This window comes from Microbacterium sp. NPDC089698, from assembly GCF_044749045.1.
Taxonomy (GTDB): domain Bacteria; phylum Actinomycetota; class Actinomycetes; order Actinomycetales; family Microbacteriaceae; genus Microbacterium.
In genome coordinates, this window is the sequence record NZ_JBIVHE010000001.1 from 991,836 (window position 1) to 1,018,045 (window position 26,210).

Here is a 26,210-nt window from a genome sequence, read left to right on the forward strand (position 1 = left end):
TCCGTCTTCCCGCCCTCCGCTGCCGGAGGCCTTCAGTAGGGTAGGAACCGATGAGCGCCTCCACGTATTCCCCCGCACCGCGCGGACGCTGGTCCGCGCCGCTCGCCGCAGGCACCCTGAGCGCGCGGCTTCGCGTGCCGGGATCCAAGTCGCTCACCAACCGCGAACTCGTGCTGGCGGCGATCGCCGACGGGCCGGGTCTCGTCTCCGCACCGCTGCACTCGGACGACTCCGCCCGGATGATCGACGCGCTGCGCGCCCTCGGCGTGGGCGTCGAGGAGCAGCAGGGCACCGGCGGGTTCGGACCGGACCTCCGGATCACCCCCGCGCGGCTCACCGGCGGCACCACGGTCGACTGCGGTCAGGCCGGCACCGTGATGCGCTTCATCGCGCCGCTCGCGGGACTCGCCCGCGGCGACGTGCTGCTGACCGCGCACGAGACGGCGCTGCACCGCCCGATGGGGGCCATGATCCATGCGCTCCGCGACCTCGGCGTCGACATCGAGGACAACGGCAGCTGGTCGCTCCCCTTCACGATCCGCGGCCGAGGGCACATCCGCGGCGGCCGCGTGGAGATCGACGCCTCCGCCTCCAGCCAGTTCGTCTCGGGCCTGCTGCTCGCCGCGCCTCGCTTCGACGTAGGCCTGCACCTCGTGCACACGGGCGAGCGGCTGCCGAGCATGCCGCACATCGACATGACTGTCGAGGCCCTGACCAGGCGCGGGATCAAGGTCTCCCGCCCTGCTCCGGGGGAATGGATGGTCGAGGGCGGAGTGCCGCGGTCCAGGGAGATCGCGATCGAACCGGATCTGTCCAACGCCGCGCCCTTCCTCGCGGCCGCGCTCGTCGCCGGCGGCGAGGTGTCGGTCGAGGGCTGGCCGGCGCGCTCCACGCAGCCGGGCGCTCTGCTGCCCGAACTGCTCCAGCACCTGGGCGCCGAGGTGCACCGCGCGGACGGCGTGCTCACCGTGCGCGGCACCGGCCGCGTCCGCGGCGGCGAGTTCGACCTGTCCGCGGCGGGCGAGCTCGCGCCGACCTTCGTGGGCCTCGCCGCGCTCGCCGACGCACCCACCACCATCACGGGCATCGGTCACATCCGGCTGCACGAGACCGACCGGATCGCCGCGCTGGCCGGCAATCTCCGCGCGCTCGGCGGTGAGGCGGAAGAGCTCGAGGACGGCATCCGCATCGTGCCCGCCGCGCTGACGGCCGGCACCTGGCCCGCGCATCACGATCACCGGATGGCGACCACCGGCGCGCTCATCGGCCTGCGCGTGCCCGGCGTCGAGATCGACGAGATCGGCACCACGGCGAAGACCCTGCCCGAGTTCACCCAGCTGTGGGAGCGCCTGCTCTCCGTCGACGCCGCGGGGAGCGCCCGCGCGTGAGCTGGCTGGACGACGACGGCGACGACGAGCTCGACGACTTCGACGAGTCCCAGATCCGGATGCGCCCCAATCCGAAGGCCAATCGGCCGCGCACCAAGCGCCGTCCCGCGCACAGCGACGCCGAGATCGGTCGCGTGCTGGGGGTCGACCGCGGTCGCTACACCGTCCTGCTCGGCGAGGGCGGCGACGCGGACGACGAACGCACGATCACCGCGGCGCGCGCCAGAGAGCTGCGCCGCACCCCGATCGTCACGGGCGACGCCGCTCGTGTGGTCGGCGACGTCTCGGGCGAGGACGGGACCCTCGGCCGGATCGTCGGCATCCTCGAGCGCTCCTCCCTGCTGCGCCGCAGCGCGGATGACACCGATCAGGTGGAGCGGGTCATCGTCGCCAACGCCGACCAGATGCTCATCGTGGTCGCCGCGGCGGACCCGGAACCCCGCGAGCGCCTGGTGGACCGCTACCTGGTCGCGGCGCTCGACGCCGGCATCCGCCCGCTGCTCGTCGTGACGAAGACGGATCTGGCGGATCCGTCCGAGTTCCTGAAGCACTTCGAGGGCCTGGATCTCCAGGTCTTCACGAGCGCGCAGGGCGAGATGCCGGTCGACGAGATCGGCCGTGCGCTCATCGGGCACTCCACCGTGTTCGTCGGACACTCCGGCGTCGGCAAGTCCACGCTCGTGAACGCGCTCGTGCCGGGAGCGGGACGCGCCACCGGGCATGTGAACGAGGTCACCGGCCGGGGCAGGCACACCTCCTCGTCGACCGTCTCGCTGCGCTATGTCGCCCCCGCCCCGACCCCCGGATCCGGCTGGGTCATCGACACCCCCGGTGTCCGCTCGTTCGGGCTGGGCCATGTCGACCCGCAGAACATCCTCGCCGCCTTCACCGAGCTCGCCGCGATCGCGGAGAACTGCCCCCGCGGCTGCACGCACCGCGCGGACGCCGAGGACTGCGCACTCAACGAGGCCGCGGCCGACGGAGCGCTCGGCGACGCGGGTCTGGCGCGGCTGGAATCCCTGCAGCGGCTGCTCGCGACCTTCGCGGACAAGCTCTGAGCGGATCGGCTCCAGGCCGGCTCCGCGGCGGACGGGCTCCGAGCGGACGGGCTCCGAGCGGATCCTCTCCCGTGCATGCGGGTAGCCTGGGACCGTGACTGCGCAGCGCCTCGAACCCGGATCCCTCGCCCCCGACTTCACCCTGCAGGACCAGGACGGCGCGTCCGTCTCGCTGCACGATCTGCGCGGCAGGAACGTCATCCTGTACTTCTACCCCGCCGCGATGACGCCAGGGTGCACGACCGAGGCCTGCGACTTCCGCGACAGCCTCGCCTCGCTGCAGGGCGCCGGGTACACGGTGCTGGGCGTCTCCCGCGACGACGTGGCCAAGCTCGCGCAGTTCGCCGAGCGCGACGCGCTGTCGTTCCCGCTGCTGAGCGACGCCGACCTCGCCGTCCATCACGCCTACGGCGTGTGGGGCGAGAAGAAGAACTACGGCAAGGTGATCCAGGGAGTGATCCGCTCGACCTTCGTCATCGACGGGGACGGCGTGATCGCGCACGCCCTCTACAACGTCAAGGCCACCGGACACGTCGCCCGGATCCGCAAGCTCGTGGGGCTCGCGGCGTAACCTCAGTCGTCCCGGTGCTCGGCGTCGGCGCTCCGGCGGGCCTCGGCCCCCGCGCGCCGCGTCAGCAGGAACAGCAGCGCAGCGCCGATCGCGCCGGGGACCACCAGCGCGAGCACGAACACGACCGGGAACGGCCGGACCGTCAGAGCGCTCAGCGCGACCGCGATCGCGAGGGTCTGCACCACCATTCCACCGCTGCGCCCGAACGACCGCCCGCGCAGCACGGCGAAGGACAGCGCGCCGAGCCCGACGGCGCCCACCGCGCTGAGACCGATCAGCCCGAGGGCGGAGGGCAGCGATGTCGCGGCGCCGGAGCTCAGCCCGAACACCTCCATGAGGGTGACCACGAGCAGCGCCAGCGCCTCCAGGGCGAGCACGGCCGCCGCCGCGATGGTCAGTCTCGACGGGCGCATGCGGGGCTCCTGAGGGGGTTTCGGGACGATGGCGTTCGCTCGCGGTTCGCCTCCCGTTCACACGGAGTGCAGAAAATCCTTGATCGTTCGCCTTTCATGTAAGAGAATAGATCACAGCCATGTGCTCCCACAGCGGCGTGGGGCGAGCATCCGCTCGCATCACCGATGGGCGTCGACCCCCCGAACGCCGCCTTCGAATTCCGGGCACGCGAGACTCGCGCGCCCATGACATTTCCACACTGAGGAGCCCCCATGGATTGGCGCGACAAGGCCGCCTGCCTCACCGTCGACCCCGAACTGTTCTTCCCCGTCGGGAACACCGGTCCGGCCGTCGATCAGATCGAGAAGGCGAAGGCCGTGTGCGCCCGGTGCACCGTCACCGAGGTCTGCCTGCAGTACGCCCTCGAGTCCAGCCAGGACTCGGGCGTGTGGGGCGGACTCAGCGAGGATGAGCGCCGCGCCCTCAAGCGCCGCGCCGCCCGCGCCCGCCGCGCGGGCTGACCCCCGCCGGGGTCGAACTCGGGAGGGGCGAGCAGCGCGCAGGCTCCGGCTTGCGCCCGTGCGCGTCCCCGTCCCGCCAGGAGCCGGCACGTCGCAGGTCCGCCGAGCGGACGGACGTCGTGTCGGCTCAGCCGTTCACCCAGCGCATCGGGAGGTCGATCGTGACCCTGGTGCCCTCGCCGTCCGAGCCCTCCCACACGATCGTCCCGCCGAGCTCGCCCTGGATGAGCGTGCGGATGATCTGCGTACCGAGGCCCTGACCGATCCGCCCTTCCGGCAGACCGTGTCCGGTGTCGCTGACGATTACGCGCAGGTTCTCATCGGTGCGCTGCGCCTCGATCGTGACCAGGCCCTCCTGCCCCGCGAGACCGTGTTCGACGGCGTTCGTGACGACCTCGGTGAGGGCGAGCGCGAGCGGGGTCGCGTACTCGCTCGGCAGCACGCCGAACCGTCCCGTCGACTGGGTGCGCGCCCGCGTGTTCGGCGCGGAGGCGACCTCCGCGACGAGCTTCAGCACGCGCGCGAACACCTCGTCGAAGTCGACCTTCTGCGCCAGGCCTCCCGCGAGGGTGTCGTGCACCACGGCGATCGACTCGACGCGGCGCATGGCCTGGGTCAGCGCGTCGCGCGCCTCCTCGGAGTGCGTGCGGCGAGCCTGGATCCGCAGCAGCGACGCGACCGTCTGCAGGTTGTTCTTCACCCGGTGGTGGATCTCGCGGATCGTCGCATCCTTGGTGATGAGCTCCTGCTCCTGGTGACGCAGCTCGGACACATCGCGGCACAGCACGATCGCGCCGATCCGGGTGCCGTGGTCCTTGAGCGGGATGGCCCGCAGCGAGACGGTGACCCCGCGCGCCTCCACATCGGTGCGCCACGGTGCGCGCCCCGTCACCACGACGGGCAGCGACTCGTCGACCTGCCGCGAGGGCGGCACGATGCGCGTCGTGACCTCGACCAGGGACTCCCCCTCGAGCTCCTCGTCGAAGCCCATCCGATTGAACGCGCTCAGCGCGTTCGGGCTCGCGAAGGTGACGACGCCGTCGACGTCGATGCGGATCAGGCCGTCCGAGGCGCGCGGGGCGCCACGGCGCGGCGAGGTCGGCGCGGACAGGTCGGGGAACTCCCCGCCGGAGATCATCCGGAACAGGTCGTCTGCGGCCTCGTTGAAGGTGATCTGCTGCCTCGAGGGCGTGCGCGCCTCGCCGAGGTTCGTGTGCCGCGTGAGCACGCCGACCGGTCGCGGGCGCTCGCCGTCGGTGCCGCTCTTGCGGCTGCGGACGATCGGCACCGCCCGCACCCTCGTCGGCGTCTCCTCGAACCAGTCGGGATTCGCCGAGTCCACGATCTCCGCGGTGTCGAACGCGCCCTGCACCTGGGTGCGCCACTGCGGCCGCACCCGCTCCCCCACGATGTCGCGGTAGAACAGGGTCGCCGCACCGCTCGGCCGGGTGTGCGCGACTGCGATGAAGGATCCGTCGGCGGTCGCGATCCAGATCACGATGTCCGCGGAGGCCAGATCCGCCAGCAGCTGCCCGTCGCTCGCGAGTCGGTGCAGCCATTCGACGTCTTCGTCTTCGAGGCAGCCCTGGGCCTGGGCGAGATCACTGAGTGTCGACACCCTACACAGCCTAAGGCGTATCCCCCGCCCCGCATGCGCGGGCAGGGGCGCGGCAGAGCGCTCAGAGCATCGCCAGCGACGTGGCCCGCCAGCGCCGATCCAGCCCTTCCAGCCGCACCGCCACGGCCCGCGTGCGCCCGGGGGTCTGCACGATCAGCGTGGCCTCGACGACCCCGTCCGCGGGCGAGGACACGTGCGTGGAGAGGATGCGGAAGACCGGCCTCGCCGGCGTCACCCCTCGTGCGCTCCTCGCCCTCGCCGAGAGGTTCGCGCGCGTCGTCAGCACGACGAACGCGTCCTCGGTGAACCAGCGGGCGAGCTGATCCGCCTCGCGCACTCCGGCCAGCACCTCGAGGACGCCGCGCGTCAGGCTCTGCAGAAGCGGAGTCGGATCCGGCAGTTCCGCACTCGGCGTGGGCTGCGGCGCGAAATCCTCGAGCGTCATCATCGGCGTTCTCCCCCTCGAGACTCGGATGGCGTGACTCGCATTCGAGCACGCCCGCCGGCGCTCCGGGGCGTATCCGCCCAGTCATGTGGACAACCCGTATGCCGTCGGCGGCGCATCCCCTAGCCTCGACGGCATGGAGTGGGACCGGCTGTTCGAAGACCTCGAGGACCAGGTGGCCTCGGGCTGGGAGGCGGAGCGCGCGGCCCTGGACGCCGAGTCCGAGCGTCTGCGCATCGCCCGGCTCGACCTGCGCACCCGGCTGGGCGCGCTCACGGACGAGGGCGGGACGGTCGCCGCGGTGCTCGCCGACGCCACCCGCGTGCACGGCCGCCTGCGCGCGGTCGGCGCCGACTGGACGGCCGTGCAGCCGCAGGGCGCGCCGGGGATCGTCCTGCTGCCCGCGCACGCCGTGGAGTCGTGGGCGCTCGACCACGGGGCGCTGCTGAGCAGCAGCGCCGCCACCGCACCGCTCTCGCCCTTGCGCGAGCGGATGACGTTCGGGTTCGTGCTGCGCGACCTCGCGCGGCGCCGCAGCGGGGTCACGGTGCGCACCCGCTCCGGCACGGTGCTGGCGGGGACGATCGACCGCGCAGGCTCCGACCACCTCGATCTCGCGCTGCACGACGCGGGCTCGCCCCGGCGGGCGCGCGCGGTCGCGGGGTTCCGCATCCTGCCGTTCGCCTCGGTGCTCTCGCTCAGCACCGACGCTCTCGCCGCCGCCCTCCGCTGATCCCCCTCCCCGGTTCCTCCTCCGTCCCTCCCCCGTTCCTGCCCGCTCCGCCCCTTTCCGAGTCGTCCCCACCAGCGCACGCCAGAGGCCCCGCTCACAGGGACGCCCCGAACGCGGCGACCCCACCTTTCCGAGTCGTCCCCACCAGCGCACGCCAGGGGCTCCCCTCACGGGGACGATCCGATCGATGCGGCCGGGTCGCGCCGGGCCCGGTCGCCGGGGTTCAGTCGGCGAGGCGGACCGGCGGGCCCCACAGCTCGGGGAAGCTCGCCGCATTCGCCTGCCGCCACAGCGCCCTGCGCCGTGCGTCCTCCGCCTGCTCGGAGAGGTACTCGGCGATCGAGGCCTCCTCGACCCGCCACACGGCGGGAGCACCGAGCCTCGCGCCGCGCAGCCGGCTCTGCATGATGAGCTCCACGATCTCGTCGACCTGCACCCCGAGCAGCTCGGCCACCTGTGCCGGGGCGAGAAAGCGCACGGCATGCGCGGAGGCGTCGGGCATGCCTCCATTGTGCTCCGCGTCGGCGCATCGGCGGCGACGGCCGGGATGCTGTGGATAACTTCCTCGTCCGGATCCGGATTCTGCGACCATGGGCGCATGAGCACCGCACGCGCCGCTCGCCGGCCCTGGACCGATCTGCGCTTCTTCATCGGCCTCGCCCTGATCGTCCTGTCGGTCGCCGGCGTCTGGCTGATCGTGGGGGCGGCGAAGCAGACCCGTCCCGCTCTGCAGGCCGCGCGCACGATCGTCCCCGGGGATCCGCTCACCTCCGCCGACGTGCGCGTGGTCGAGGTCGCGCTCGGCCCTGTCGGCTCCGGCTACCTCACCCCCGCCACGCTCGAGCCCGGCCTGATCGCGACCCGCACGATCGCCGAGGGCGAGCTCGTGCCGGCGACCGCCGCCGCCGGCGCCGATGCCGGGCGCACCACCTCGGTCGTGGTGCGCAGCACCGTGCCGGTCCCCGGCTCGATCGGCCGGGGCTCCGTGGTCGAGCTGTGGGCGGCCGACCCGCGCGCCGAGGGCAAGGGCTTCGAGGCGCCGCACGTACTGCTGCCGGAGGCGATGGTCGCCTCGGTCGATCGAGACGACGGACCGCTGTCGGCGAAGGCCACGACGCTCGAGCTCGTGGTGAGCCGGACGCAGGTCGGCGAGGTGCTCGGGGCGCTGACCGGCGGATCCTCCCTGTCCGTGGTGCCCGTCCGGGCTCGCTCGTGACCGGGGTCGTCCTGGCCCTTCCCGCGGAGCGCGCCGAGACGCTCGCGGGCGAGCTGGAGCTCGCCGGCGTCGCCGTGATCGCGCGCCTGCCGCCGGCCCAGGCCGCGCGCCTGGTCGCACACGCCGAGGAGCTCCGCGATGCCGAGGCGCTGCTGATCCCGGCGGAGCGGGCGTGGCTGAGCCCGGCGCTGCGCGGGGCCTGCGACCGCGCCGGCGTGCGGATCCTGACCCTGGGCGACGGGCCGGCCGCGGCCCGCCTCGCGCACCGCCACGGCCTCCGTGCGCCGCTGCCCTCCTCCGCGAGCGGCTGGCAGGTCGCGGACGCGCTCCACGACGGGGACCCGGACGGCGACGAGGCGAGGGGGAAGCCACCCACCGCAGCAGCCTCGCCGCACCGGCTGATCGCAGTGTGGGGTCCGCACGGCGCGCCGGGCCGCAGCACGGTCGCCGTGCAGCTCGCGGCGCTCCTCGCCGCCCCGGACCGCGGGGTCGCCCTCGTCGACGCCGACACGCACGCGCCGGCGCTCGCGCTCATGCTGGGCCTCACCGACGACGGCCCCGGCATCGCCGCCGCCTGCCGACGCGCGGAGCTCGGCCTTCTCGACGGCGCCGAGCTCAGCAGGCTCTCCCGCCCGGCCGAGTCCTCCGGCGGCACCGTCGACGTGCTGGTGGGCATCAACCGCCCTTCGCGCTGGCCCGAGCTCTCCGCCGCGCGCCTGCACGCGGCGCTCGAGGCCTGCCGGCGCTGGAGCGCGGTCACGCTGGTCGATGTCGCGGCTTCGCTCGAGGCCGACGAGGAGATTAGCAGCGACCTGGACGGTCCCCGGCGCAACGCCGCGACGCTCACCGCCCTGCGCAGCGCGGATCGCATCGTGGCGGTGGCCGCCGCCGACCCGCTCGGGATCGCCCGCTTCGTGCGCGGCTACGCGGAGCTGCGCGCCGAGGTCGGGGACGTCCCCGTCACGGTCGCCGTGAACAAGGTGCGCCCTGGCCCCCTCGGCATCGACGCCCGCGGTCAGATACGGCGCGCCCTGGACCGGTTCTCCGGCATCCACGACGTGCGATTCCTGCCGTACGACCGGCGCGCGCTGGACGCCGCGGCCCTGCACGCCAGGCCTGTGCCGGAGGTGGCGGGACGCTCCGCGTTCACGGCCGCGGTGCGCTCCCTCGCCGCGGCGCTGCTGCGCGACGAGCGCAGCCCCGGGACGCGGCGCGAACGGCGTCTCGGGGCTGCGGCGGCGACGGCCTGACCCGGTCCGGCTCCGGGCTACTGCCGGTAGCTCGCGAGGAAGTTCCCGAGGCGTTCGATCGCCTCGGTGATCACGCGCGGCTCGGGCAGCGTCACCACGCGCAGGTGGTCCGGCGTCGCCCAGTTGAAACCGGTGCCCTGCACGAGCAGGATGCGCTCCGCGACCAGCAGGTCGTAGATGAGCTTGGCGTCATCGTGGATCTCGTGCACGTTCGGATCCAGCTTCGGGAACGCGTACAGGGCCCCCGTGGGCTTCACGCAGCTGACGCCGGGGATCGCGGACAGCCCCTCCCAGGCGGCGTCGCGCTGCAGATGCAGGCGTCCGCTCGGGGCGATCAAGGACTCGATCGACTGCACGCCGCCGAGCGCCGCCTGCACCGCGTGCTGCGCGGGCACGTTCGGGCACAGTCGCGTGGACGCGAGCAGGGTGATCCCCTCGATGAAGCCCTTCGCATGCTGCTGCGGACCCGTGATGACGAGCCAGCCGGACCGGTATCCGGCGACCCGGTAGGTCTTGGAGAGTCCGTTGAAGGTCAGGCAGAGCAGGTCGGGCGCGAGCGTCGCGGTGGGGATGTGCTGCGCGTCGTCGAAGAGGATCCGGTCGTAGATCTCGTCCGACAGCAGCAGCAGGTCGTTCTCCCTCGCGACCTGCACGATGCCCTGCAGCACCTCGCGCGAGTACACCGCACCCGTCGGGTTGTTCGGGTTGATGATGACGATCGCCTTGGTGCGCGGCGTCACCTTGGAGCGCAGATCCTCCAGATCCGGATTCCAGCCGTTCTCCTCGTCGCACAGATAGTGCACCGGGGTGCCCCCGGCGAGGCTGGTCATCGCGGTCCACAGCGGATAGTCCGGGGCGGGGATGAGCACCTCGTCGCCCTCGTCGAGCAGGGCCTGCATGGTCATCGTGATGAGCTCGGAGACCCCGTTGCCGAGGTAGACGTCCTCGGGGTCGACGAGCGGGAAGCCGTCGACCTGCTCGTAGCGGCTGACCACGGCGCGGCGCGCGGAGATGATGCCCTTGCTCTCGCTGTAGCCGTGCGCGGTGGGCAGCGTCGCGAGCATGTCGCGCACGATCTGCTGCGGCGCCTCGAACCCGAAGACCGCGGGGTTGCCCGTGTTCAGCTTGAGCACCGAGTGGCCTGCCGCCTCCAGCCGCGCCGCCTCGACGAGTGCGTTGCCGCGGATCTCGTAAAGGACGTTCTTCAGCTTGGACGACTGGTCGAAGGTTCTCGGTGTCATCGGGCAAGATTACCGCCCGCGCGAGGCCTCCTCGTGCACGCGGGTCGCGCTACTCGACGCCGGCCGCGCCCGCGCGGACCGCCTCGACATGTGCGATGCGCGCCCGGCGGCTGCTCTCCACATGAGCCGCGGCGAGCGCCGCCGCCCGCTCCGCGTCGCGCGCCTTGATCGCCTCGAACAGCTCGACGTGCTCTCCGCTGATGTGCTGCAGGTCGTCGTGCTGGGAGAGCGCCCAGCGCAGCCTGCTGCGGATGCCCTTCATCATGTCGCTCAGCAGCCGGTTCTCGGCGAGATCGGTCACGATCTCGTGGAAGTCGGCCGCAGCGCGACGGGATCCGATGCCGTCCCCCGAGCGGGCGCCCGTCTCCTCCTCCTCGAGCGACCGCTGCAGCAGGGCGAGGCCTTCGCGCCGGTGCCGCTCGGCCGCGAGCCGGAACGCCAAGGGCTCGAGCACCGCGCGCACCTCGTCGAGGTCGGCGAGGTCGGCGTCCGTGAACTCGCGGACCACGGCCCAGGTGTGCGGGCGCAGCTCGACGAGCCCCTCCGCGACGAGCACCTTGAGCGCGTCGCGGACCGGCACCCGGCTCACGCCGAACTCGGCGGCGAGGTCGCGTTCGATCAGGCGCCCGCCGGGGGCGCGCACGCCGTCCAGGATCGCGTCGCGCAACCACGACGCGATCCGCGTGGATTCGAGCTGACGTTCATCCGTGCTGGTCACGGGCCCATTCTTCCATCGCGCGGTCCGTGTCCCGTGACGATGGCGCGCCGGTCAGGCCTTCGCGGTCTCCACCCAGCGGATGCCCTCCTTGAGCGTCGGCACGATCTCGGTGCCGATCCTGCGCGCGAGCAGGTCGTCCAAGCGGTCGAGCGGACCGATGAGAGTGCGGCCCCCGGCCCGGGCGACGCGGATCGCGGCGTCGATCTTCGGCTGCATGGATCCCTCGGCGAAGGACATCGCGGCGACCGCGTCGGCCGACGCCGTGTGGATGTCGCGCTGCTCGGGGGTCCCCCAGTTCTCGCTCACGTAGTCGCCGTCGGTGAGCATGATGAGGGTGTCGGCCTGGATGTCCGCGGCGAGCGCGGCGCTCGCGAGGTCCTTGTCCACCACGGCCTGCACCCCGATGTGGCGGCCCTTCGCGTCCACGCGCACGGGGACTCCGCCGCCGCCCACGCACACAGCGAGGCTGCCGGCCTCCAGCAGACGACGGATGAGCGGCGCCTGCACGATCGAGAGCGGCATCGGCGAGGGCACGACGCGGCGGAACGCGTTGCCGTCCTTCGCGATCGTCCAGCGGTATTCGGCGGCGGCCTCGGCGGCGTCGTGCGCGGAGTACTGCGGGCCGATGAGCTTGGTGGGGCGCACGAAAGCCGGATCCGCCTCGTCCACGACGGTGGTGGTGATGATGCCCGCGACCTCACGCTCGCCGCCCAGCGCATTGGAGAGCTCCTGCTGCACGACGTAGCCGATCATCCCCTGCGTCTCCGCCCCGAGGATGTCGAGCGGGTACGCGGCGACGTCCTGGTAGGCGAGGTTCTGCAATGCGAGCAGGCCGACCTGGGGGCCGTTGCCGTGCGTGATCACGACCTCGTTGTCGCGCGCGAACGCCGCGAGGGCCTCGCACGCGGCCTTGACGTTGGCACGCAGGTATTCCGCCGTCATGGGCTCGCCCCGGCGGGCGAGGGCGTTGCCCCCGAGTGCCACTACGACACGCATCTGGTCTCTCCTTCGCTGGGGCCGCAGAAGCGACCCGCTCGATCTGAAATGGTACTCCATTTGAAACAATGGTATACATTCGAGAGAACAGTTTGATCGCCTTCTCCGACGCCCACCTCGTCCGGAAGGCCTCGGAGAGAAGACGATGACCCCTGTCGCCACACCGATCGCGCTGCGCGCGATCACTTGGGACGCCGCGCTCGCGGAGACGCTCTCGCGCGCCGCCGCCGACGTGCATCCCCCGTCCGTGCTGGCCCGGCGCCGCCCCGACCGGGCGGCGCCGGCCGCCGCCGCCGTGCGGGTGCACTCGGTGCATCGTCGCGCCGTGAACCTCCGCGTCGGCGACGAGCTCGTCGCCCTCGTCTCCGCCGCGCTCTACGACGCACCCTCGACGGTCCGCGTCCCCGTCGAGGACTGGACGGCGCTGGCGGTGCGTCAGGGCGATCCCGCCTCGATCGGTCCGGACGGGTTCCGCATCGAGACCGTCCACGGACCGATCGCCGTGCTCACCTCATCGGCCACCGCATGGGCGCCGTCCGAGATCTGCCTGTGCGCGCTCTCGGGCGCGCAGCTGCTGCGCGCGGAGGAGCGGATCGCGGCGATCCCCGTACCGCCGCCGCAGTCCGCGTTCGGCATCGCCGCCGCCACGCTGCTCGCCGCACGGGTGAGCGCCCTCGAGGACGCGCTGCGGCAGCGGGATCCCTCCGCCGTCACCGCGGCAGCGGCACGGCTGCTCGGACTCGGCGAGGGCCTGACGCCGTCCGGGGACGACGTGCTGACCGGGCTCGCTTTCGTGAGCGCTCACCGCGGGACCAGGCTCCACGGCGCGCTCGCATCGCTCGCGGCGGCACTCGACGACGAGGAGGAGCGCACGACCCTCCTGAGCGTCGCGACCCTCCGCCACGCGCTCGAGGCCCGCGCGCAGCAGGGTCTGCACGACCTGATCCGGGCCGTCCGCGACGGCGACGGCGAACGCATCGGCGACGCGGCGCTGCGCGTCGCGCGGATCGGGCACACCTCCGGCACGGACATGCTCTCGGGCGTCCGGCTCGCCCTGCGCACCGAGGCGGCACTGCGCTCCGCCTCCACACCCCTCCCCGCGACCGCGTCGTCCGGGATCGTTCCGAAGGAGCATGCGTGATGACCGAGACCGTCCCCGCGGAGACCGCAACGGGTGAGTTCGAGCACGAGCCCGTGCCGCTCAGCCACCGGAAGTCGCTCTTCACCGTCTCGGCGGTGTGGTTCGGCTTCCCGATGATCCTCACCAACGCCGTGCCCGGTGGACTCGTCGTCGCGATGCTGGGCTTCTGGCCCGGCGTCGGCGCGATCCTCACCGCGAACGCGATCATGTTCGTCTACGTGAGCCTGCTCAGCTGGCGCGCGGGCCGCACCGGCAAGAGCTTCTCGCTGCAGGCGACCGAGACCTTCGGCACGGCGGGCTACGCGATCGCGTCCGGATTCCTCTCGACCGTGGTGGTCGGATGGTTCGCGTTCAACACGGGCGCGACCGGCGACAGCCTCAGCACGGCGTTCGGATGGAACGAGTCGCTCGTCGCCGCCCTCGCGGGCCTCGTCTTCATCGCGGTGACCTACCTCGGCATCCGCGCCCTGTCCGTGCTGGGTGCGATCGCCGCACCGCTGTTCATCGCGGCCGTCCTCATCGCGATCGGCATCGCCGCGCAGAACCACGACTTCTCCGCCGTCTTCGGCTACACCGGCGTCGGCGGCGGCGCCATGTCGTTCGGCGTCGCGGTGACCGCGATCATGGCGACCTTCGCGGACTCCGGCACCATGACCGCCGACTTCACGCGCTGGGCGCGCACCGGCAAGCAGGCCGTGATCGCCACCGTCACCGCCTTCCCGGTCGCGAGCCTGGTCGCCCAGCTCAGCGGGGCGCTCTTCGTCGCCGCGGGCGCGATCGCGTCCCCGGCCGTGAACGGCGGCAACTTCGCGCCCATCCTGACCGGCACCCGCAATCCGCTGCTGGACGTGTTCCTGCTGCTGTTCGTCGTGATCAACCTCGGATCCGTGTGCACGCACTGCCTCTACAACGGCGCGCTGGGATGGTCCCATCTGACGCGTTCGAAGATGCGCGTGCTGACCCTCATCCTGGGCGTGATCGGCACCCTGGTCGCCGTGCTCGGCGCCTGGCACTACTTCGTGAACTGGCTCGCCCTGCTCGGAGTGCTGGTGCCGCCGCTCGGCGCCGTGCTCATCGCCGACCAGATCATCCTCGCGAAGCGCAATGCCGGCCGGCCGCCGCAGCGGTTCCGGCTCACCGCTCTGGTGGCCTGGGCGATCGGCGCCGGCGCCGCGCTGCTCTCGCACTTCTTCGCCCCCGTGCTGAGCGATGCCGTCGTCGGCCTCGTCGTCGGGTGCCTCGCCTATCTCGCCCTCGAGCGGCTCACCCGCTCGCAGACCGACCTCATGAAGGAGACGATCCGATGAACGCTTCGAACAGCGCCGACGAACGTTACCTCGCCGCCGCCGCGGCGGGCGACCTGGAGGGCGTCCGCGCCGCCCTCGCCGAGGGCGCGGACCGCGACGCCGTGGACCGCGAGGAGGCGACCGCCATCCTGGCCGCCGCGCGCGGCGGCCACCTCGACGTGGTGCGCGCGCTGATCGCGGAGGGCGTCGACATCGACGCCCAGGATCAGACCTGCTCCAATCCGTTCCTGTTCGGCTGCATCGCCGACGACCTCGAACTCGTACGGACCATGACCGAGGCCGGAGCCGATCTCAAGCGGCTCACCCGGATGGGTGGCAACGGGCTCACCCCGTCGGCGGAGAAGGGGCACCTCGAGGTCGTCCGCTACCTGCTGGAGAACACGCGCATCAACGTCAACCTCACCAACAACCTGGGCTGGACCGCGCTGATCGAGACGATCATCCTCGGCGACGGCGGGCCGGTGCGCCAGCAGATCGTCGAGCTCCTGCTCGCGCACGGCGCCAAGCCCGGCATGCCCGACCCGTGGGGCACGTCCCCCGCCGACCTGGCCCGCGAGCGCGGATACGACGAGATCGTCGCCATCCTCGAGCGCCCGCGTGCTTGAGACCCCGAAAGGAACACGATGACCCGGCACATCGAGATCAGGAAGAACACGTACCTCGACTCCGTCTCGCTCATGTCGATGAGCACCAGGGCGAACGCGGTCGACGGCGTCACGCAGGCTCTGCTCGGCATGGCGACGCCGATGAACAAGGAGGTCCTCCTCAACGTGGGCGTGCAGGACGCCGCGATCGACGAGGCCAGGCCCAGCGATCTGATGATCGTGATCGACGCCTCGGACGACACCATCGCCGCGGCGATCGACGCGGTCGACGGCATCCTCGCCCGCAAGGACAAGCGCACCGCCGGCGCCGCCGAGGTGCGTTACCGCACCCTGGACGGCGCCTTCGCGGACATCCCCGACAGCAACCTCGTGCTCATCTCGGTCAACGGCGCGTTCGCGGCCCGCGAAGCGCGCAAGGCGCTGAACGCCGGCAAGCACGTCATGATCTTCTCCGACAACGTGTCCGTGGAGGACGAGCGGGCCCTCAAGACGCTCGCGCACGAGAAGGGCCTGCTCGTGATGGGCCCGGACTGCGGCACCGCGATCATCAACGGCACAGGCCTCGCCTTCGCGAACGCCGTCCGCCGCGGCTCGATCGGCATCGTCGGCGCCTCGGGCACCGGAAGCCAGGAGCTGAGTGTGCGGATCCACGACTTCGGCGGCGGCGTCTCGCAGCTGATCGGCACGGGAGGTCGCGACCTCAGCACCGAGATCGGCGGCATCTCGATGGTCGACGGCATCGCCGCGCTCGACGCGGATCCGGAGACGACCGTGATCGTCGTCGTCTCGAAGCCCCCGGCCGAGGAGGTCGCCGACACGGTGCTCGCCGCTGCCGGGGCCGCGTCCAAGCCCGTCATCGTCACCTTCCTCGGATCGACCCGCACCGAGAGCGGCTACGACAACGTGACGCTCGTGTCCGGGACCAAGCCGACCGCGATCGCCGCCGTGGTGGCGAGCGGCATCGAGGAGTCCGCGCTCGACACGCGTCCGCTGAACCTCCCTCTGATCGAAGAGGTGCGGGCGAAGCTCGCGCCGGAGCAGCTCTACGTGCGCGGGCTCTTCTGCGGTGGCACGCTGTGCGACGAGGCGATGTTCGCGGCCCTCGCCGTGTACGACGACGTGTACTCGAACATCCAGAAGGACCCGGCGCGCATCCTCGGCGCGAGGGACGCCTCCCGCGCGCACACCTTCCTCGACATGGGCGACGACGACTTCACCAACGGCCGTCCGCACCCGATGATCGATCCGACCCTGCGCCTGCAGCGACTGGTGCAGGAAGCCGATGACCCCACCGTGGGCGTGATCGCGATGGACTTCATCCTCGGCTTCGGCTCGCACGAGGATCCGGTGGGCGTCACGATCCCGGCGATCCGGGAGGCCAAGGCGAAGGCCGCCGCCCGCGGGCAGCATCTGGAGATCCTCGGCTACGTGCTCGGCACCGACCTCGACACCCCGGCGATCACCGCCCAGGTCGAGAAGCTCGAAGCCGCCGGCGTGACCATCGCCTCCTCCTCCACCAACCTCGGGCTGCTGGCCCGCGAATTCGTCGCGAAAGGTGCCCACTGATGAGCGTCAACGAACTGTTCGGATCCGCGCTGAAGCCGGTCAACCTCGGCCTCGACATGTTCGCCGAGGACCTCGAGGCGCAGGGCGTGAGCCCCGTGCTCATGGACTGGACCCCGCCGGGCGGCGGGGACCCCGAGGTCATCGCCGCGCTCGGCCGCCTCGAGGATCCGGACGTCGCCGCGAGGATCGACGCCGCCAACCAGGAGGCGCTGAGCCGCATCCTCGCCGCGCAGCCGTTCCTGGAGGGCTTCGGCCAGGCCATCGACGTCATCCCGGGGATGACCGCGAAGACGATCCTGCACGCGGGGCCGCCGATCGCGTTCTCCCGCATGTCCGGACCGATGAAGGGGGCCGTCACCGGAGCCCTGGTCTTCGAGGGGCTCGCCAAGGGCCTGGACGAGGCGTTCGAACTCGCCTCCTCCGGGGAGATCACGTTCTCGCCGTGCCACGAGCACCAGTCGGTCGGATCCATGGCCGGGGTGACGAGCGCGAGCATGTGGGTGCACCAGGTGCGCAACCGCACGCACGGCAACCTCGCGTTCACGAACCTCTCCGAGCAGCTCTCGAAGATCCTGCGCTTCGGCGCCAACGATCAGTCGGTCATCGACCGCCTGACCTGGATGCGCGACGTGTTCGGCCCCGTGCTCGCGGGAGCCATGTCTCTCAACACCGACGGCATCGATCTGCGGCTCATGCTCTCGCAGGCGCTGCACATGGGCGACGAGGCGCACAATCGCAACGTGGCCGGCACGACCCTGCTGATCCAGGCGCTCGCGCCCTACATCCTGGAGACGGACTTCACGACGAAGCAGAAACGCGAGGTGTTCGACTTCGTCGCCTCGTCGGACTACTTCTCCGGCCCGACCTGGATGGTCACCGCGAAGGCGTCGCTGGATGCCGCCAACGGCATCGAGAACTCCACGGTCGTGACCACGATGGCCCGCAACGGCGTCGACTTCGGCATCCGCGTCTCCGGAACCGGCGGCCTGTGGTTCACCGGCCCGGCGCAGCAGGTCGTCGGCCCGATGTTCGCCGGGTACACCCCGGCCGACTCCGGCCTCGACATGGGCGACTCCGCGATCACCGAGACCTTCGGCATCGGCGGCTTCGCGATGGCCGCGGCGCCCGCGATCGTCGCGCTCGTCGGCGGCACCGTCGATGAGGCCATGGGCTACTCGCGCACGATGAACGCCATCACGACGGGGAACAACCCGAACGTGACCATCCCGGCGCTCGACTTCATGGGCGTGCCCACCGGCATCGACGTGCGCAAGGTCATGGAGACCGGGATCCTCCCGATCATCAACACCGCGATCGCGCACAAGGATCCCGGCATCGGCATGATCGGCGCCGGCATCACGCACCCGCCGGTCGAGGCGTTCCAGCAGGCGCTCCTGACGCTCGCCGACCGCATCGCCTGACCCCGGACAGCCGGTGCGGGCGTCCGATCGTCCGCACCGGCCGCCGCCCCGGCTCGGAACGCCGTCCCGGGGGGTCATCACCGCTGCGCGCCGCCTCCCACCCCGCACGTGCGCCGCACACCGTGCCGACAGATATGGATGAGGATGTCCACGACCCCCCTCGATCCCGCCCTGGTGGATCCCGGCGCCGAGCGCGTCGCGGAGTACTCGCGTCGCGGATTTGCAGATGACGTGCTGCCGATCCGCCCGCAGGACCGCACCTGGAGGACCACGCAGTTCCTCACCGTGTGGATGGGCCCGATCCACAACATCCTGATCAAGAACCTCGCGTTCTTCGCCGGGCTGTTCATCGGGTTCGCCGGATACGCGCTGCTCACCCTGGCCGCCCGCCGGCGCGACTGACCCGGTCGAAGGAGAAAAGTCATGACCCCCGCCACTCCCCCGGCCGACCTGCTGGACCGCTACTTCGCGCCCGCCGTCGAGGCCACTCTGGAAAGTCTGCGCGCCGGAGGCGGCGGGCCGTTCGGCGCCACGCTCGCCGACCCCACCGGACGGATCGTCGTCGCGGTCGGCAACACCGTCCTGCGCCGCCATCTCGACGGCAGCGACACCTCCGCCCTCGACATGATCCACCTCACGAGCGGCCGCGAGGACTGCGCGGGGATCTGGACGGAGTTCCAGCGCAGGAAGGCCTGACCAGCACGACGACAGGAGGCCGGCGCCCTGGACGGGCGCCGGCCTCCTGTCGTGTCCCGTGAGGCGGGAGCTACTTCTTCTTGCCCTGGGCGCGACGCTCCGCGCGGTTCGCCGGAGCCGCGTGGTCGCCCTCGACGCGCTGCCCGAAGGCGCCGCGCGCGGCGGGCGCGGCCGGCTCCTCGCTCTCGGACTGGGCGCGCGCAGCGGCCTGACGGAGGCGATCCGTCGCCGCCTGCTGCACCTGGCCGCGGTCGTTGCGGACCTCGACGTCGCCCGCGTCGTTGGGTGCGGAGTACTCGAGGCGCTGATCGCCCGCCGACTCGGCGAGCCCCTTGGCCTCGACCTCGGTGATGCCCTCGTCGCCGGCCTGACGCACCTCGACCTCGAGGTTGTAGAGGTAGCCGACCGACTCCTCCTTGATCTGGCCCATCATGGCCTGGAACATGGAGTAGCCCTCGCGCTGGTATTCGACCAGCGGGTCGCGCTGCGCCATCGCGCGCAGGCCGATGCCGTCCTTGAGGTAGTCCATCTCGTAGAGGTGGTCGCGCCAGCGACGGTCCAGCACCTGCAGCACCACGCGGCGCTCCAGCTCGCGGGTCGCGGCGTCTCCGAGCGACGTCTCGCGCGTCTCGTAGGCGACCATCGCGTCCGAGACGAGCTCGCGCTTGAGGCCCTCCGCCGTGATCCCGCCCTTGCGTCCGCCGGCCTCGGCGACCACCTCGTCGATCGTGACGTCGACCGGGTAGAGCGTCTTGAGCTCGGTCCACAGGCTGTCGAAGTCCCAGCTCTCGGTGTGTCCCTCTGCGGTGTGGTCGTCGACGACGGCGCCGATCGCGTCCTCCACGAAGTGCTTCACCCGGTCGGCGATGTCGTCGCCCTCCAGGATGTGGCGGCGGTCCGTGTAGATCGCCTCGCGCTGACGGTTGAGGACGTCGTCGTACTTGAGGACGTTCTTGCGCATCTCGGCGTTGCGCGCCTCGACCTGGCTCTGCGCGCTGCGGATCGCGCGGGTCACGAGGCCGGACTCGATCGGCATGTCCTCGGGGAAGTTCGTGCGGGCGAGGATCGCCTCGGCGGCGCCCTGCTGGAAGAGCCGCATGAGGTCGTCGGTGAGGCTCAGGTAGAACCGGCTCTCGCCGGGGTCGCCCTGACGACCAGAACGACCGCGCAGCTGGTTGTCGATGCGGCGCGACTCGTGGCGCTCGGTGCCGAGCACGTAGAGGCCGCCGGCGTCGACGACCTTGGCGCCCTCGGTCGCGACCTTCTCCTTCATCGCCTCATAGGTCTCATCCCACGCGGCCTCGTACTCGTCCGGCGTCTCCACCGGATCCAGGCCCTTGGCCTTGAGGTCCTGCACGGCGAGGAATTCGGCGTTGCCGCCGAGCATGATGTCGGTGCCGCGACCGGCCATGTTGGTGGCCACGGTGACCGCGCCCAGGCGCCCGGCGCGGGCGACGATCTCGGCCTCGCGGGCGTGGTTCTTGGCGTTCAGGACCTCGTGCTTGATGCCCTTCTTGCTCAGCAGCCGGGAGAGATACTCGCTCTTCTCGACGCTGACGGTGCCGACCAGCACCGGCTGCCCGTTCTCGTGGCGCACCGCGATGTCCTCGACAACCTGCGCGAACTTGGCCGTCTCGTTCTTGTAGACGAGGTCGGCCTTGTCCTGGCGGATCATCGGCCGGTTGGTCGGGATCGGCACGACGCCGAGCTTGTACGTGGACATGAACTCCGCGGCCTCGGTATCGGCCGTTCCGGTCATGCCGGCGAGCTTGTCGTACAGGCGGAAGTAGTTCTGCAGCGTGACGGTGGCGAGGGTCTGGTTCTCGGCCTTGACCGGAACGGCCTCCTTGGCCTCGATCGCCTGGTGGATGCCCTCGTTGTAGCGGCGCCCGACCAGGATGCGCCCGGTGTGCTCGTCGACGATCATGACCTCGTCGTTCATCACGACGTAGTCGGTGTCGCGCTTGAACAGCGCGAGCGCCTTGATCGAGTTGTTCAGGAACGAGATCAGCGGGGTGTTCGCCGACTCGTACAGGTTGTCGATGCCGAGGTAGTCCTCGACCTTCTCGATGCCGGGCTCGAGCACGCCGACGGTGCGCTTCTTCTCGTCGACCTCGTAGTCCTCGCCCGCCTCGAGCGTGCGGGCGATCTTCGCGAACTCGGCGAACCAGCGGTTCGCCTCGCCCGACGACGGGCCGGAGATGATCAGCGGCGTGCGCGCCTCGTCGATGAGGATCGAGTCGACCTCGTCGACGATCGCGAAGAAGTGCCCGCGCTGGACGAGATCCTCCTTGCGCCACGCCATGTTGTCGCGCAGGTAGTCGAAGCCGAACTCGTTGTTCGTGCCGTAGGTGATGTCGGCGTTGTACTGCTCACGGCGCACCTCGGGCGTCTGCCCCGAGACGATCACGCCGGTGGTCATGCCGAGGGCGCGGTAGACGCGGCCCATGAGCTCGGACTGGTAGGTCGCGAGGAAGTCGTTCACGGTGATGACGTGCACGCCCTGTCCGGCGATCGCGTTGAGGTAGGACGGGAAGGTCGCGACGAGGGTCTTGCCCTCACCGGTCTTCATCTCGGCGATGTTCCCCTCGTGCAGGGCCGCGCCGCCCATGATCTGCACGTCGTACGCGCGCATGCCCAGGGTGCGCTTCGCGGCCTCGCGGACGGCGGCGAACGCCTCCGGCATCAACTGGTCGAGGGTCTCGCCCTTCTCGAACCGCGCGCGCAGCTCGACGGTCTCGTTGCGGAGGTCCTCGTCGCTGAGCTTCGCGAAGTCGTCCTCGAGCGCGTTCACGGCCTTGACGACGCCGTTCAGGCGGCGCAGGATCCGTCCCTCACCCGCGCGCAGCAGCTTCTCAAGAGGATTCGCCACGGATTCCATCTCCCTATGGGTCTGACCCGCGCGCGACGCGCGCACGGCATACGGACCCATGTTACCGGGCCGTGACCTGTCGATCCCCTGCACCCGGCCCGTGGATCGGATCCGAGCCGGCCCACGGCGTTGCAGGCGACGACACACCCCGCGACGGAGACAGACAGATGTTTCCGGGTATGCATATACTCGGAAACAGATTCCGGGAAAGGAAATACCGATGTCCGTTCGCCAGAGCCTCCTCGCCATCCTCGACCAGGGTCCCTGCTACGGGTACCAGCTGCGCGCCGAGTTCGATCGCCGCACCGGCTCGACCTGGCCGCTCAACGTCGGCCAGATCTACAACACCCTCGAGCGCCTGGAGCGCGACGGTCTCGTCGAGCGCGGCGAGGCCGACGAGCAGGGACACGTGTACTGGGCGATCACGCCGGCCGGATCCGTCGAGGTCGCCGGGTGGCTCTCCTCCCCCGTCGAGCGCGGCACGGGCACCCGCGACGAGCTCGCCATCAAGCTCGCGGTCGCCGCGACCCTGCCCGGCGTCGACGTGACGGCCGTCATCCAGTCGCAGCGCAGGGCCTCCCTGGCGCAGCTGCAGGAGCTGCAGCGCACGAAGTACGCCGGCGCCCAGCCGGACAGCCCGCAGGAACTGGCCTGGACGCTCGTGATCGACAGCATGATCTTCCAGGCGGAGGCGGAGGTGCGCTGGCTCGATCACACCGAGCAGCGCCTCGCGCAGCACCCGCGGCATGCATTGGAGCTCGAGCTCTCCACCGAGCACCCGAAGCGCGGGAGGCCCTCCGCCCGATCCCTCAGCGCCCATGCGGCCTCCGGGAGCGCGGACGCATGACCGCCCCGGTGCTGCAGCTCATCGGCGTGTCGCAGCAGTACGGGCAGGGCGCCACCTCGGTCAGCGCGCTCTCCGGCGTGGATCTCACGGTGTCCTCCGGCGAGCTGGTCGCCGTCATGGGGGCCTCCGGATCCGGCAAGTCGACGCTGCTCGCGATCGCCGGCGGACTGCAGACGCCGACCGCGGGCGAGGTGATCGTCGAGGACACCTACCTCAGCTCCGCGTCCCCGAGGGAGGTCGCCGCCCTCCGGCGCCGCTCCCTGGGATTCGTCTTCCAGGACTACAACCTCATCCCCACGCTCACCGCGATGGAGAACGTCACCCTCCCGCTCGAGCTGGACGGGATCTCGGGCAGGGCCGCACGGCGAGCCGCCCACGACGCGCTCGCCGCGGTGGGTCTCGACGTCAAGGCCTCCTCCTACCCCGACGACCTCTCCGGCGGTCAGCAGCAGCGCGTCGCGATCGCCCGCGCGATCGTAGGCGGACGACGGCTGATCCTCGCCGATGAGCCCACGGGCGCCCTGGACTCGGTGACCGGGGAGGCCGTGCTCCGCGTGCTGCGCGAGCGCATCGACGGCGGAGCGGCCGGGATCCTGGTCACGCACGAGGCGCGGCACGCGGCCTGGGCGGACCGGATCGTCTTCCTCCGCGACGGGCGGATCATCGACCAGACCCGGCGCGACGACGCCGCCGATCTGCTGGTGGTGCCGTGAGCGGGACGCGCGCGACCCGGCGCGGCCCGTCGACCCGGCGCGCCAAGGCGGCGCGCCCCAGGCGCCCCGGACCGCGCCGAAGCGACGCCGCGGCGCTCGGCCCACGGCGCTTCTGGCCTCGCCTGAGGGCCGACCTGCGCCTGGCCCGGCGCCAGGTACTGCGGACGAAGGCCTCGTCCATCCTGGTGGCGCTGCTCGTGGCGCTCCCCGTGGCGGGGCTCTTCGGCGCGGCCGTGTTCCTGGAGAGCCGGACCGCGACCGCGGAAGAGGCGGTGACCCTGCGGCTCGGGCACGCGCAGTCGCTGCTCGAGCCGATCTCGCCGCTTCCGGAGGGCTACCGGCAGGCGATCGACGAGCCGTCCATGTCGCAGTCCGAGGGGGTTGTGACGTCGGGCGCCGGGCCTCGTCCACTGGATCCGCCACCCACCGAGATCAGCGCTCGCGTGCCCTCGAGCGCGCACGTGATCCCCGTCGAGCAGGGCACGGTCCGGCTCGCCACGCCCAACGGGAGGGCGAACTTCGCCGTGATGAGCGGGAGCACCTGGGATCCGGCGCTCTCCGGCGCCTTCCGGATCGCGTCGGGCTCCGCGCCGTCGAGCACGCACGAGGCGATGGCCGCCCCCGCGCTGCTGACCAGGCTGGGGATCGCCGTCGGTGACCGGGTGACGCTGCCCGACACCGGGACGACGCTCACCATCACAGGCGCGCTGCAGGAGGTCGACGCGCAGCGGTACGACGAGACCACCCTGTACGCGCCCCTCGGCGCGATCCCCGCGGAGGCCGCCGGTCCGGGGACGCGCTCCTGGTACATCACGGACTGGCAGCCGCGCTTCGAGGACTTCGCCGCGTTCAACCGCGACGGCTACGGCGTGTACGCGCGGGACGTCGTGCTGGATCCTCCGGCCGGAGCCCTCACCGCGAACGACGCCCGCTCGCCGCAGGCGCGCTGGGCCTCGTACGCGGCCGGCGCGGTCTTCGCGGTCGCCAGCGGTTTCCTGGTGACCCTGCTCGCCGGTGCCGCGTTCGCGGTCGCGACCCGGCGCCAGCAGCGCGCCCTCGCGGTCGCGGCGAGCGTGGGCGCCGCACGAGGGGACCTGTTCCGGGTCGTCGTGCTGCAGGGGCTCTCGCTCGGCCTCGTCGGCGGGTTCGCCGGCGCCGTGCTCGGCGGCGCCGCCGTGGCGGTCGCCCTGCGCGTGCTGGATCCCGGCGTGCAGGGGCTCTTCTGGTCGAGCTTCGGATTCCGGATCCCGTGGGACGCCGCGATCGCGATCGTCGTGTTCGCGGCCCTCGTCGGAACGCTCTCCGCGCTCGCCCCCGCCCGCAGTGCGACCCGCGGCGACACGCTCGCGGCGCTCCGCGGAGCGCGGAGGCCCGCCGTGCTGCGCAGGAGGTTCCCGGTCTTCGGCGTCGTCCTCCTCGCCTCAGGAATCGCGATCAGTCTCGCGGGCGGCGTGATCGCCGCCGTGTTCGCCGCCCCGAGGACCTTCGCGGTCTACGTCCCCGCGGACGAGGCGGCGAGCACGGAGGTCCTGCAGGGGGTGCTCCGCGCGGTGTCGCTCTGGATGATGATCGGCGGCCCGATCCTCATCCAGATCGGGATCATCCTGACCGGGCATACTCTTCTGCGCGGCGTCGCCCGGATCCTCTCGCCGATCGGACTCGCACCGCGCCTCGCCGCCCGCGACTCCGCGGCCAACCCCGCGCGCACCGTGCCGGCGTTCACCGCGATCACCGCGAGCGTGTTCATCGCGACCTTCGTCCTCTCCGCCCTCGCCATGACGTCCGCGTCGGGTGCCCGGCAGTACATGTGGACCGGTCCGCTCGGATCCGTCACCGTATCGTTCGGCGGCGACGACGCCCGCCGCGCGCAGATCGAGCAGGACGCGCGGACGCTGCTGGCCGGCACGGATCCGGAGGCGGTGTTCACGATCTCCTCGCCGTCGTCGCCGCCCTACGACCCGGCGACAGGACTGCCTGAACCCACGGATCTGCAGGAGTACCGGGCCTCCGTGCCGGACTGCGCGAGGTGCGCGCCCGGCGGCACCGGGATGCTCGTCATCGCGGAGCCCGAGGCGGCGAACGCGATGTACGGCGACCGGCTCGGCGAGGAGCAGCTGAGCGCCCTCCGCTCCGGAGCCCTGCTCACCCCGATTCCTGACACCGTCGCCACCGTCCCGCGCACGGCGCGCATCGACGCCTACCCCGCCGGCACGTTCGGCGGCGCCGCCACCGGCGGGGAGAAGCCCACGTCCTCGGAGGAGCTCCCGCTCGTCGGAGTGCCGATGGCGCACTCCCGATTCGACGCCGTGATCACCCCGGCCACCGCGGCCCGGCTGGGCATTCCCACCGTCGCCGCCTCGCTGATCGGCGTCTACGACACCCCGCCGGACACGGCGACGATGGACCGACTCACGGCCGACGCCGACGGCATGAGCGGGCGCGGCTCCAGCATGTCCGTGATGCAGGAGAAGGGACCGGCCCCCGCGACGCCATGGCTCGCACTGGTCGCGGGCGTCGCCGGCGGGATCGTCGCCGGCGCCGCCGCGATCAGCCTCGGGCTGAGCCGTTTCGAACGGCGACCGGACGACGCGACGCTGGCCGCCGTCGGCGGGAACCGCATCGTACGCCGCAACGTCAACGGCTGGCAGGCGATCATCATCACGGGGCTCGGCGCGCTCCTGGGGGTCGCGAGCGGACTGGTGCCGGCGTGGAGCATGGCGATCGCCGATCCGCGGAGCGTCTCGCCCGCAGATCTGCCGCTGCTCTGGCTGCTCGTCCTCGCGGTGGGGCTTCCCCTGCTCGTCGCGGCGCTCGCCTGGCTCGTGCCGCCGCGCGCGCCGGAACTGACGCACCGCGCGGCGATCGCCTGACGACTCGCCGGCGGCCCGTGCGCG

The 26,210-nt window shown here is 71.8% G+C and carries 25 protein-coding genes; 17 read left to right on the forward strand and 8 right to left on the reverse strand.

What is annotated here, in order from left to right; all coding sequences use genetic code 11:
* The first annotated feature begins 50 nt into the window (after positions 1-50).
* The 3 genes from aroA (at position 51) to bcp (ending at position 3,017) form a co-directional block, all read left to right on the forward strand.
* The gene (aroA, locus tag ACIPY5_RS04715) at positions 51-1,388 is read left to right on the forward strand and encodes a 3-phosphoshikimate 1-carboxyvinyltransferase (protein WP_400967275.1); all 1,338 of its coding nucleotides are present in this window, start codon (positions 51-53) and stop codon (positions 1,386-1,388) included.
* On the forward strand, positions 1,385-2,446 hold the full coding sequence (gene rsgA / locus ACIPY5_RS04720; RefSeq protein WP_309340872.1) for a ribosome small subunit-dependent GTPase A: 1,062 nt from the start codon (positions 1,385-1,387) through the stop codon (positions 2,444-2,446). The genes aroA and rsgA overlap by 4 nt, the downstream gene beginning before the upstream one ends.
* A 94-nt stretch (positions 2,447-2,540) precedes the next feature.
* Positions 2,541-3,017 (forward strand): thioredoxin-dependent thiol peroxidase, encoded by a 477-nt coding sequence (gene bcp, locus ACIPY5_RS04725; protein WP_309340873.1) that lies wholly within the window; start codon positions 2,541-2,543, stop codon positions 3,015-3,017.
* 2 nt (positions 3,018-3,019) lie between these two features.
* Here the strand turns inward: bcp and ACIPY5_RS04730 are convergent, their stop codons facing one another.
* Entirely contained in the window at positions 3,020-3,430 is a 411-nt protein-coding gene (locus tag ACIPY5_RS04730) for a hypothetical protein (protein ID WP_400967280.1), read from the reverse strand.
* Between the two features lie 252 nt (positions 3,431-3,682).
* Here ACIPY5_RS04730 and ACIPY5_RS04735 point away from each other — a divergent pair, with 252 nt between their 5' ends.
* Positions 3,683-3,931 carry a WhiB family transcriptional regulator gene (locus ACIPY5_RS04735; RefSeq protein ID WP_045249333.1) on the forward strand — a complete coding sequence of 83 codons (249 nt, stop codon included), beginning with the start codon at positions 3,683-3,685 and terminating at the stop codon, positions 3,929-3,931.
* A gap of 127 nt (positions 3,932-4,058) precedes the next feature.
* On the opposite strand, the gene ACIPY5_RS04740 is transcribed toward ACIPY5_RS04735, so the two are convergent.
* Together ACIPY5_RS04740 and ACIPY5_RS04745 are read right to left on the reverse strand one after the other, a co-directional pair.
* Complete coding sequence (locus tag ACIPY5_RS04740) at positions 4,059-5,549, reverse strand: histidine kinase N-terminal domain-containing protein (protein ID WP_309340875.1); 1,491 nt, start codon at positions 5,547-5,549, stop codon at positions 4,059-4,061.
* A gap of 61 nt (positions 5,550-5,610) precedes the next feature.
* Positions 5,611-5,994, reverse strand: a complete 384-nt coding sequence (locus tag ACIPY5_RS04745) for an Rv3235 family protein (RefSeq protein ID WP_396652892.1) — start codon at positions 5,992-5,994, stop codon at positions 5,611-5,613.
* 136 nt (positions 5,995-6,130) lie between these two features.
* On the opposite strand from ACIPY5_RS04745, the gene ACIPY5_RS04750 reads away from it, so the two are divergent.
* Positions 6,131-6,727: a hypothetical protein gene (locus tag ACIPY5_RS04750; protein ID WP_309340877.1), complete on the forward strand. Its 597-nt coding sequence runs from the start codon at positions 6,131-6,133 to the stop codon at positions 6,725-6,727.
* A gap of 223 nt (positions 6,728-6,950) precedes the next feature.
* Here the strand turns inward: ACIPY5_RS04750 and ACIPY5_RS04755 are convergent, their stop codons facing one another.
* Entirely contained in the window at positions 6,951-7,229 is a 279-nt protein-coding gene (locus ACIPY5_RS04755) for a helix-turn-helix domain-containing protein (RefSeq protein ID WP_400967286.1), read from the reverse strand.
* A 96-nt stretch (positions 7,230-7,325) separates the two neighbouring features.
* Here ACIPY5_RS04755 and ACIPY5_RS04760 point away from each other — a divergent pair, with 96 nt between their 5' ends.
* Entirely contained in the window at positions 7,326-7,943 is a 618-nt protein-coding gene (locus ACIPY5_RS04760; RefSeq protein WP_400967289.1) for an SAF domain-containing protein, read from the forward strand.
* Positions 7,940-9,193 (forward strand): CpaE family protein, encoded by a 1,254-nt coding sequence (locus tag ACIPY5_RS04765; protein ID WP_400967293.1) that lies wholly within the window; start codon positions 7,940-7,942, stop codon positions 9,191-9,193. Before ACIPY5_RS04760 ends, ACIPY5_RS04765 begins: the two co-directional genes overlap by 4 nt.
* A gap of 17 nt (positions 9,194-9,210) precedes the next feature.
* Here ACIPY5_RS04765 and ACIPY5_RS04770 read toward each other — a convergent pair whose 3' ends face one another.
* Genes ACIPY5_RS04770 through ACIPY5_RS04780 form a run of 3 tightly spaced genes read right to left on the reverse strand, consistent with a single transcriptional unit; the run spans position 9,211 to position 12,148 of the window.
* On the reverse strand, positions 9,211-10,434 hold the full coding sequence (locus ACIPY5_RS04770; protein WP_309340885.1) for a pyridoxal phosphate-dependent aminotransferase: 1,224 nt from the start codon (positions 10,432-10,434) through the stop codon (positions 9,211-9,213).
* Between the two features lie 49 nt (positions 10,435-10,483).
* Positions 10,484-11,152: a GntR family transcriptional regulator gene (locus tag ACIPY5_RS04775; protein ID WP_400967297.1), complete on the reverse strand. Its 669-nt coding sequence runs from the start codon at positions 11,150-11,152 to the stop codon at positions 10,484-10,486.
* 51 nt (positions 11,153-11,203) lie between these two features.
* Positions 11,204-12,148 (reverse strand): carbamate kinase, encoded by a 945-nt coding sequence (locus tag ACIPY5_RS04780; RefSeq protein WP_309340889.1) that lies wholly within the window; start codon positions 12,146-12,148, stop codon positions 11,204-11,206.
* Positions 12,149-12,293: 145 nt separating this feature from the next.
* On the opposite strand from ACIPY5_RS04780, the gene ACIPY5_RS04785 reads away from it, so the two are divergent.
* The 7 genes from ACIPY5_RS04785 (at position 12,294) to ACIPY5_RS04815 (ending at position 18,884) form a co-directional block, all read left to right on the forward strand.
* Positions 12,294-13,289, forward strand: coding sequence for a DUF2877 domain-containing protein (locus ACIPY5_RS04785; protein WP_400967301.1), 996 nt, complete (start codon positions 12,294-12,296; stop codon positions 13,287-13,289).
* Positions 13,289-14,596 carry a purine-cytosine permease family protein gene (locus ACIPY5_RS04790; RefSeq protein ID WP_400967304.1) on the forward strand — a complete coding sequence of 436 codons (1,308 nt, stop codon included), beginning with the start codon at positions 13,289-13,291 and terminating at the stop codon, positions 14,594-14,596. The genes ACIPY5_RS04785 and ACIPY5_RS04790 overlap by 1 nt, the downstream gene beginning before the upstream one ends.
* The gene (locus ACIPY5_RS04795) at positions 14,593-15,201 is read left to right on the forward strand and encodes an ankyrin repeat domain-containing protein (RefSeq protein WP_400967307.1); all 609 of its coding nucleotides are present in this window, start codon (positions 14,593-14,595) and stop codon (positions 15,199-15,201) included. Before ACIPY5_RS04790 ends, ACIPY5_RS04795 begins: the two co-directional genes overlap by 4 nt.
* Before the next feature lie 18 nt (positions 15,202-15,219).
* Positions 15,220-16,767, forward strand: a complete 1,548-nt coding sequence (fdrA, locus tag ACIPY5_RS04800) for an acyl-CoA synthetase FdrA (protein WP_400967310.1) — start codon at positions 15,220-15,222, stop codon at positions 16,765-16,767.
* Positions 16,767-18,188, forward strand: coding sequence for a DUF1116 domain-containing protein (locus ACIPY5_RS04805; protein WP_400967312.1), 1,422 nt, complete (start codon positions 16,767-16,769; stop codon positions 18,186-18,188). The genes fdrA and ACIPY5_RS04805 overlap by 1 nt, the downstream gene beginning before the upstream one ends.
* Positions 18,189-18,332: 144 nt before the next feature.
* A complete protein-coding gene (locus ACIPY5_RS04810; protein WP_400967315.1) occupies positions 18,333-18,590 on the forward strand; it encodes a hypothetical protein in 258 nt (85 codons plus the stop codon).
* A 21-nt stretch (positions 18,591-18,611) separates the two neighbouring features.
* Positions 18,612-18,884 (forward strand): hypothetical protein, encoded by a 273-nt coding sequence (locus ACIPY5_RS04815; RefSeq protein WP_400967318.1) that lies wholly within the window; start codon positions 18,612-18,614, stop codon positions 18,882-18,884.
* 70 nt (positions 18,885-18,954) lie between these two features.
* Here the strand turns inward: ACIPY5_RS04815 and secA are convergent, their stop codons facing one another.
* Entirely contained in the window at positions 18,955-21,756 is a 2,802-nt protein-coding gene (gene secA / locus ACIPY5_RS04820) for a preprotein translocase subunit SecA (protein WP_400967321.1), read from the reverse strand.
* 220 nt (positions 21,757-21,976) lie between these two features.
* Between secA and ACIPY5_RS04825 the strand changes: the two genes are divergently transcribed.
* The 3 genes from ACIPY5_RS04825 to ACIPY5_RS04835 are packed head-to-tail and all read left to right on the forward strand — an operon-like array spanning position 21,977 to position 26,186.
* Complete coding sequence (locus ACIPY5_RS04825) at positions 21,977-22,603, forward strand: PadR family transcriptional regulator (protein ID WP_400967324.1); 627 nt, start codon at positions 21,977-21,979, stop codon at positions 22,601-22,603.
* Entirely contained in the window at positions 22,600-23,316 is a 717-nt protein-coding gene (locus tag ACIPY5_RS04830) for an ABC transporter ATP-binding protein (protein WP_400967327.1), read from the forward strand. The genes ACIPY5_RS04825 and ACIPY5_RS04830 overlap by 4 nt, the downstream gene beginning before the upstream one ends.
* The gene (locus ACIPY5_RS04835; protein ID WP_400967330.1) at positions 23,313-26,186 is read left to right on the forward strand and encodes an FtsX-like permease family protein; all 2,874 of its coding nucleotides are present in this window, start codon (positions 23,313-23,315) and stop codon (positions 26,184-26,186) included. The genes ACIPY5_RS04830 and ACIPY5_RS04835 overlap by 4 nt, the downstream gene beginning before the upstream one ends.
* Positions 26,187-26,210: the final 24 nt, after the last annotated feature.